This window comes from Pelomonas cellulosilytica (genome assembly GCF_021353265.1).
Classification (GTDB): Bacteria; Pseudomonadota; Gammaproteobacteria; order Burkholderiales; family Burkholderiaceae_C; genus Pelomonas; species Pelomonas cellulosilytica.
This window is the reverse complement of the sequence record NZ_JAJTWU010000028.1, coordinates 1-1883: the sequence shown is the minus strand read 5'-3', so window position 1 is coordinate 1883 and position 1883 is coordinate 1. Positions and strand designations below refer to the sequence as shown.

At 64.0% G+C, this 1883-nt stretch carries 1 protein-coding gene; it reads right to left on the bottom strand.

Translation table 11 applies throughout. The features are described from left to right. Positions 1 to 88 precede the first annotated feature (88 nt). Positions 89 to 1480: a group II intron reverse transcriptase/maturase gene (gene ltrA / locus LXT13_RS28335; protein WP_233375789.1), complete on the bottom strand. Its 1392-nt coding sequence runs from the start codon at positions 1478 to 1480 to the stop codon at positions 89 to 91. Positions 1481 to 1883 lie beyond the last annotated feature (403 nt).

Below are 1883 nucleotides of genomic sequence, written 5' to 3'. Positions count from 1 at the left end.
ATCGGCATAGGGGGCCTCCAACGAAGGAGGCACCCCTGCCACACCACCTGGCATGCGGGTCCGCACCAGGCGGTTCGAGAGTTTGAGGTCATGAGAGGCGGGGCAGGCCCAGTTGGTCGAACCAAGCAAGGGTGAGCACGCTGTTGAGTCCTGTCGTGCTGTTGCGCCACCAGCGCCGGCTGTTAGCCGCCACTCGGTGAGCAACATCGGCCCGAGCGCCCATCGACAGCAGTTCGCGGTACATGGTTGTTCCGCGTTTCCACTGCTTGAGCTGTAGGGCTCGGAGTCGATGGCGCAGCCATTCGTCCAGCCCGCGCCAGACTCTGGGCGTTTGCGCCATGCGGAAGTAGCCCTTCCAGCCCAGCAGGTAGGGCCGCAACCCTTGCACCACCTGTTCCATGCTGCGCCCGCCTGAGCGCCGTGTGAGTTGCCGGATGCGGGCCTTGAAGTCGTTCTGGGCCTTAGCGGCTACCGCACACTTCACCTCCCGCCCCTTGCCCACCCACAGCTCATAGCCCAGGAACTTGCGCCTGAAGGCGCTGCCCACGGCACTTTTGGCTTCATTGATCTGAAGCTTCAACTTGCCGTACAGCCTCCTGAGCCACGCCATCACCCGCTCGCCGGCCTTCATGCTGCTGACGTAGACATTGGCATCGTCGGCATACCTCGCGAAGCTGTAGCCCCGCGCCTCCAGCGCCTTGTCCACGTCGTCGAGCAGCACGTTGGCCAGTAGCGGGCTCAGCGGCCCGCCTTGCGGCGTGCCCTGCTGCCGCTCCATCTTCACCCCGCCTTCCATGATCCCGGCGTTCAGATACGCACGGATCAGCCGTAGAACCGACTGGTCCGAGATGCGTCTCCTGAGCCGATCAACAAGGATGTCATGGTTGCACCGGTCAAAGAATTTGGCCAGATCCACGTCTACAACCACGCGCTTGCCAGACTGGACATAAGCTCGGGCGGCTTTCACCGCGTCGTGCGCACTCCGACCCGGCCTGAACCCGTGGCTGTGTTCGCTGAAGGTGGGGTCGATCAGCGGTTGCAGCACCTGCAGCAGTGCTTGCTGGATCAACCGGTCCGTCACCGTCGGGATGCCCAGCTCGCGCTGGCTCCCATCCGGCTTGGGGATCATCACCCTGCGTACCGGCATGGGCCGGTATGTCCCCGTCAGCAACTCTCGGCAGATCTGCGGCCACGTCGTTTGCAGCAGACGCTGGGTTTGCTCGATGTCGAGCCTGTCCACGCCCGCCGCGCCCTTGTTGGCCTTGACCCGCTTCCAAGCTGCCTGCAGGTTCTCTCTCGTCAGCGCCGCCGCCAGCAGGAGACCAGCCCCCGCCTTTTGCTTTGCTGACCCTGTGCCCTGGTGTTCCTGGGACGGGCCGCAGGCTTCGTCGCTGACAGGCTGACGCGCGGCTTCACCGCCCGCTTCCCCTGCCCACCCGGATCGCTCCGGCATCTGACGCATGGCCTTTGACATTCCCAGGTCCTCGGTCACTTGCTCTCGTTCGGTCCTTCGCCTCTCGCTGGTGGCCTCGGCGGCCCCGCTACCCGGCTACTACGACCTCGGCTGACTTCCCGCTCCGACATGGCCGTCGCCCTTTCAGGCACAAGGCGGGATCTCCTCAGGTAAGACCGCACTCCTTCGCTACACAGCCGCCGGATCTACACCGCTTCGCCTTGATCACGAGAGCTTTGCGGCTTTTTGCCCGCTCGCCCTGCTCGGCAGTGCCTTCTATCCGGTTCTTGTTCATCGGCTCGCAGCTTCGCTCCACGCTTCCTTCCCACACCCGGTCACCCTCATGCAGTTGCGCTTCGCTTCGTTCGCTGTGATCAACTTACGACGGGACTTGCACCCGCGAGAAGTGCGCTCATGCTGAGCGCACAAA